The sequence below is a fragment of the Gelidibacter sp. genome (genome assembly GCF_039916245.1).
Lineage (GTDB): Bacteria > Bacteroidota > Bacteroidia > Flavobacteriales > Flavobacteriaceae > Gelidibacter.
Window position 1 is genome coordinate 1 of record NZ_JBDSLS010000148.1, and the last position, 6,458, is coordinate 6,458.

Here is a 6,458-nt window from a genome sequence, read left to right on the forward strand (position 1 = left end):
GCGAGCTGCTCTTCGTTCAATAAAAGATTTGAGAAATCGCCACTTTTACCCAAGGTATAGACATGAGAATGCTCCACCAATAAAAAATAATTTGGTGTTTCTAAATTGGCATTCTCTCTTCTGTTCTTGATTTTCGTGTCCAGAACTGATTTGAATAATCCTTCTTGATAATCCCAGGTATCCTTATAATCTTTATGCCCTAAATCCTGTACGGTAACTATTTTATTCACAATCTTAGTCTTCTAGTGTAATCTTCAAATTCATCAAATCTGAATCATGGCTGACTCTATTTAAATCGGTTATGATTCTGATCTGTAAAATTACGGATTTTCGGATAGATGGTGGGACATTGTTTAATGGAGATTCATCTATTGAGACCGATGACGGGCGAAAAAAAATTAGTTTCACAGAGATTCACGGACAAACACTGAGATGCAGAGAGAAAGTTATTTGGGTTGAATGACAGATGACAGATGACCGATGACCGATGACCGATGACCTATGACGGGCGAAAAAAAATTAGTTTCACAGAGATTCACGGACAAACACTGAGATACACAGAGAAAGTTATTTGGGTTGAATGACAGATGACCGATGACCGATGACCGATGACCGATGACCGATGACTGAATTATAAATTTTATATAGTTCCAAAGTCAGCGACTCATAAGACCATCAACTGAATACTGAGACTGAGACTGCTTGCCCGTCCAGAGCTTTTGCGAAGGCGGGAAAACTGAGACTGAGACTGAGACTGAAAACTGAAAACCGAGACTGAAAACTATTTTTTAGGGTTATTCAAAATTACCAAAGCAGCTATAACTCCCGGCACCCATCCGCAGAGCCATAGTAAAAAAACAATGATAATAGAGCCACAGCCTTTATCAAGGACCGCAAGTGGTGGACAAAAAACAGAAAGAAGAACCCTCCAAATACTCATAATTGATGATTTTTAACGACCACTACTTTTGCGTGGCTGATTGATGTATTTATTAAGACGCAAAACTATTCAATTTGTTACGGGATAAAAACTATATCATCATCTTCAAAAAAATAATTCAAGCAGCTAAAACTAGCTCAAAATCAAAATTCATCTTTCAAACCCACCAATTTCAACCCTTCGCAAAAAGTTTCATCCCATAAACCATCAAAAACCCAATCTATCGTTGAAATTACTACGTTAATTTTTTTAAATATCGTAATTTTGCATATCAAAAATTTAACAGCATGCAACTTTCAGAACAAGAACTCATCCGAAGAGAAAAATTAGTCAAATTACGTGAATTGGGTATCAATCCTTATCCAGCCGATTTATATCCTGTGGACCACACTTCGAAACAGGTTAAAGAGCAATTTGAAGAAGGGAAACAGGTCGTTATTGCTGGTCGATTGATGTCGATGCGGGTGCAAGGAAAGGCTAGTTTTGCTCAAATTCAGGATTCTGAAGGGAAAATTCAAGCGTATTTCAACAGAGATGAAATCTGTCCTGGCGATGATAAAACTTTATATAATGAGGTTTTCAAAAAACTATTGGACTTTGGCGATTTCATTGGTATCGAAGGCGAATTATTTACCACACAAGTGGGCGAAAAAACAGTGAAGGTCAAAAACTTCAAATTATTGAGCAAATCCTTAAAACCTTTGCCATTACCTAAGGAAAAAGACGGGGTTATTTATGACGCCTTTACCGATCCTGAACAACGTTACAGACAACGTTATGCCGATTTGGTAGTGAACCCTCAGGTTAAAAATGTATTTATAAAACGTACCAAGCTATATAACGCCATGCGTCAGTTTTTCAACGACGCCGGTTACTTTGAGGTGGAAACTCCGGTGTTACAACCAATTCCTGGAGGCGCAGCAGCACGTCCGTTTATGACCCATCACAACAGTTTGGACATTCCTTTGTATATGCGAATTGCCAACGAACTTTATCTAAAGCGTCTTATTGTTGGCGGTTTTGATGGCGTTTATGAATTCTCAAAAAACTTCAGAAATGAAGGTATGGATCGCACGCACAATCCAGAGTTTACGGCTATGGAAATATACGTATCCTATAAAGATTACAATTGGATGATGCACTTTTGTGAAGAGCTTTTAGAACATTGCGCCCTTGCGGTAAACGGTTCTACAGAAGCGACTTTCGGGGAACACAAAATCGATTTCAAAGCTCCGTATGCTCGGGTAACCATGACGGATTCCATTAAGCACTTTACCGGTTTTGATATTACTGGAAAATCTGAAGATGAGATCCGCAAAGCTGCTAAAGACATGGGTATCGCAGTGGACGACACCATGGGCAAAGGCAAATTGATCGATGAAATTTTCGGTGAGAAATGCGAAGGCAACTATATCCAACCAACGTTTATTACAGATTACCCGAAGGAAATGAGTCCGTTGTGTAAAGAACACCGCGATAATCCAGAATTGACCGAACGTTTTGAGTTGATGGTTTGTGGTAAAGAAGTTGCCAATGCGTATTCTGAATTGAATGATCCTATTGACCAGCGTGAACGTTTTGAACACCAAATGGAGTTGGCTCAAAAAGGTGATGATGAAGCTACCGGAATGATCGACTATGATTTCTTACGTGCTTTAGAGTACGGCATGCCTCCAACCTCTGGAATGGGCATCGGAATGGACCGACTTATCATGTATTTGACCAATAATCAATCCATTCAGGAAGTGTTGTTTTTCCCTCAAATGAGACCGGAAAAGAAAGCAGTCGCCTTGACTGAAGAAGAAAAAGCAGTTTTCGCTATCCTAAAATCCAATGCTCCGATAGATCTGAATAACTTAAAAGAACAATCCGGACTGAGTAACAAAAAGTGGGATGCCACTATAAAAGGCTTGACAAAAAACAAATTGGCCAAAGTCGAAAAAACCGAAGAAGGTCTATTTGTGCATGTTGTATAGAGTCGCGAAATTTATTTTTTTAACATTAAGAGCATGTGCAGTAATTGCATATGCTTTTTTGTTAATAATACATTTCATCCTAAAGGATCATTTCCGAATTTTACAAATCTTTTTTTACGCCTTCCCGCTACCTTTAATCATCTTATTTGGAGGTTTTATCACTCTTCTGTTTTTCAAAAGAAAACGGTATTTTATATTTTTTATCTGTACCACTTTAGGTTTGACTGGTATTTGGCTCAATAATTCCTATATTTTCCCAAGCCCTGTGGAAATTCCTAAAGATGCAACGTCCATTATATTCTGGAATGCCGCCGATCGGCCAACAATCCATATGGATATCCTTACAGAAAACATCCAAAATATCCAGCCTGACATTATCGCACTTACCGAGACGGAAAACGCTTCCGCAGAAGATATACAGCAACTGTCACAAGATTTCCCAGCTTACGAATTTCGAATCCTTGAAGGCAATATGCTGATTGGCATAAAAGGACGTATAGAAAAAATAACGTATACTATTGAAGAACAAAGCTATGACATCAATTTTGTAGAGGCACAACTAAAGTCTGGCCCTATTTTAATGGCCTTTACGGATACTTTTCAAAGTCCAACCATGGATAAAAGAAAAACTTTAGGAACGATATTGCAATTGGCCACTCAAAGAAATTCAGACATCATTGTTGGCGATTTTAACACGCCTTATGAAAGTGTTCACTTCAGAAAGTATGAAACAGATTATACTAGTTTTCATGATTACGGTGAAGGTTTTAGTGCAACTTGGCCATTTGGAATTCCTTTACTTGAAATTGACCAAATTTTCACAAGCAAAAAGCTCAAACCTATACGCCTTCAAAAGTTTTATTATAAAGTTTCTGACCATGCTATGCTCGTCGGATATTTTAAATAAAAATCATTGTTGTCCGATTAAAGTTGGTTTGATCTTCTAAGAACAGAGATCAATAGTTCTTTCAACGTTTTTGATCCTCAATCTCCTTCATTTCTCTGTTTTTGAAAACTATTGCTAAAACATCATAATCCATTCTAATTATTGAATTTCACAGCCCATATTTTCAATTAATTACGTGTTTAGTCTTTGTTCTTGGTTCTATCAGCGCAGCGGCAGTTACTGAGCTTGTCGAAGTGTCTTAATTCTTATCCGGATCATAGTGAATAAAAATCCATAACCTATCAGAATTCTCTTTAAAAGTGGCATCGTTATGTTAAAAAACTACGTTTTAAATAGTTAAAGAAATCCTAAAACATATTACAATCTACTATCAACGTTATGTATTGCGTATTTTCACTTCCTTAAATTTTTAAACTCCTAACATTTTGAAAAAAGTTTCCTTAAACGTGATGTTTTTGGCGTCTTTCCTTTTTGTCGTGTCTTGTTCCACTACAAAAAAAGCGTCCAAAACACCAGCAACCGCTACTACTGCCTCTGATGCAACAAAAAAAACTGGAAAAAATGACATCCAGCCTTACAACAAAGTCATTACAAAAGATGCCAAAAGTGACCCAGGATTGTTCACCATCCATAAAATAGACGAGTCCTACTTTTATGAAATTCCAGATTCCCTTTTTGAACGTGAAATGCTCATGGTGACACGTATCGCTAAAACCGCCAGTGGCATAGGTTTTGGCGGCGGAAAGCAAGACGAGCAAGTTTTGCGTTGGCAAAAAAAGGATAAAAGAGTATTGCTCCGTATGGTTTCCCATAGTGTCGTAGCCAATGACTCACTTCCTGTATACGAAGCTGTGGTCAATTCAAATTTTGAACCTGTGCTATTTAGCTTCCCTATTAAAGCTATCGGCAAAGATTCATTAACTACGGTTATTGATGTAACTGATCTGTATATGAAAGATGTGAAGCCATTTGGTTTGCCAGATCGAAGTAGAAAACAATATAAAGTAACCCGTTTAGACGCAGATTTATCTTATATCGAAAGCCTTAAAAGCTATCCTTTAAACATTGAATCACGTCACGTAAAAACCTATAGTGCAAGTGAACCACCTTCAAATGCAGCAAGTGGCGCTATTTCGATAGAAATGAGTAACTCTATGGTTTTATTGCCAAAAGAGCCAATGAAGCGACGCATATTTGACCAACGCGTCGGTTGGTTTACGAGTGGACAAATTGATTACGGCTTAGATGCTCATGAAAGTAAAAGAGTCACCTATTTAGACAGATGGCGCCTTGAAGTGAAGGATGAAGACATCGAAAAGTTTAAGCGTGGCGAATTGGTTGAGCCTAAAAAACAAATCGTTTATTATATTGACCGTGCAACTCCAGAACAATGGCGTAAATACATCAAACAAGGTATTGAAGATTGGCAAGTAGCTTTTGAAGCTGCCGGATTTAAAAATGCCATTATCGCCAAAGATCCTCCAACAGTTGAGGAAGATCCGGGATGGAGCCCAGAGGATATTCGTTATTCTGTAGTTCGCTATTTAGCTTCTCCAATCCCTAATGCTAACGGCCCTCACGTAAGTGACCCAAGAAGTGGTGAGATTTTAGAAAGTGACATCAACTGGTACCATAACGTAATGACTTTGTTGCGCAACTGGTTCTTCGTACAAACGGCAGCCATTAATCCTGATGCACAAAGTTTGAAATTTAAAGATGAAATCATGGGACGTTTGATTCGTTTTGTGTCTTCGCACGAAGTTGGTCATACCATAGGTTTACCTCATAACATGGGAAGTAGTGTTGCTTACAAAGTGGACGATTTACGTAATCCAGAATTTACTAAAAAGTATGGAACTGCACCATCAATCATGGATTATGCACGCTTCAATTATATTGCACAGCCAGGTGATGAAGGTGTTGCTTTAATGCCGAACATTGGTATTTATGACAAATATGCCATCTCATGGGGTTACCGTCCAATTTTGGATGCCGCGACACCAGAAGATGAAAAGAAAACTTTAGATAGCTGGATTTTAAAACACGCTGGAGATCCAATGTACCGTTTCGGAAGACAGCAAAGTGGTGGTGTGATCGATCCAAGTTCTCAAACCGAGGATTTAGGTGATGACGCCATGAAAGCTAGTGCATACGGAATTGCGAACTTAAAACGTATCGTTCCAAACTTGATCAAATGGACTGCCGAAGATGGTAAAGATTATAGCGATTTAGGCACCATGTATGGCGAAGTATTAGGACAATACAACCGTTATATGGGCCACGTGACTGCCAACATTGGTGGGGTTTATGAAATTTACAAAACCTACGACCAAGAAGGAGATGTCTACACCCCTGTTGATAAAGCCAAACAAAAAGAAGCCTTACAGTTCCTTCAGAAAGAATTGTTCGCTACACCAGAATGGTTATTAGACAATGACATTTTCAATAGAATCGAATTTGATGGTAATTTAGAACGCATCCGCGGGACGCAAACAAGAACGCTAAATGACATCCTTGATTTTGGAAGAATGCAACGTATGAGCGAAAACGAAACGGCCAACGGTAAAAACGCTTACGGTTTATTGGACATGATGCAAGATTTGCGCAAAGGTGTTTTTAGTGAGTTAAATAGCGG

4 protein-coding genes and 1 pseudogene are annotated in these 6,458 nt (G+C 38.4%); 3 read left to right on the top strand and 2 right to left on the bottom strand.

Going from position 1 to position 6,458, the window contains the following annotated elements; translation table 11 throughout:
- Both ABIQ28_RS07650 and ABIQ28_RS07655 read right to left on the bottom strand, forming a co-directional pair.
- Nucleotides 1–230 (bottom strand): annotated as a pseudogene (locus ABIQ28_RS07650) (lipoyl(octanoyl) transferase); the annotation flags it as partial.
- Nucleotides 231–781: 551 nt separating this feature from the next.
- Nucleotides 782–940, bottom strand: a complete 159-nt coding sequence (locus ABIQ28_RS07655; RefSeq protein WP_348036297.1) for a YqaE/Pmp3 family membrane protein — start codon at nt 938–940, stop codon at nt 782–784.
- Between the two features lie 287 nt (nt 941–1,227).
- Here ABIQ28_RS07655 and lysS point away from each other — a divergent pair, with 287 nt between their 5' ends.
- The 3 genes from lysS to ABIQ28_RS07670 all read left to right on the top strand — a co-directional run.
- On the top strand, nt 1,228–2,916 hold the full coding sequence (gene lysS, locus ABIQ28_RS07660) for a lysine--tRNA ligase (protein WP_348036298.1): 1,689 nt from the start codon (nt 1,228–1,230) through the stop codon (nt 2,914–2,916).
- Nucleotides 2,917–3,136: 220 nt separating this feature from the next.
- On the top strand, nt 3,137–3,823 hold the full coding sequence (locus tag ABIQ28_RS07665; protein ID WP_348036299.1) for an endonuclease/exonuclease/phosphatase family protein: 687 nt from the start codon (nt 3,137–3,139) through the stop codon (nt 3,821–3,823).
- Between the two features lie 449 nt (nt 3,824–4,272).
- Nucleotides 4,273–6,458, top strand: a 2,186-nt coding sequence (locus tag ABIQ28_RS07670; RefSeq protein ID WP_348036300.1) for a zinc-dependent metalloprotease, incomplete at its 3' end; no start/stop codon positions are given.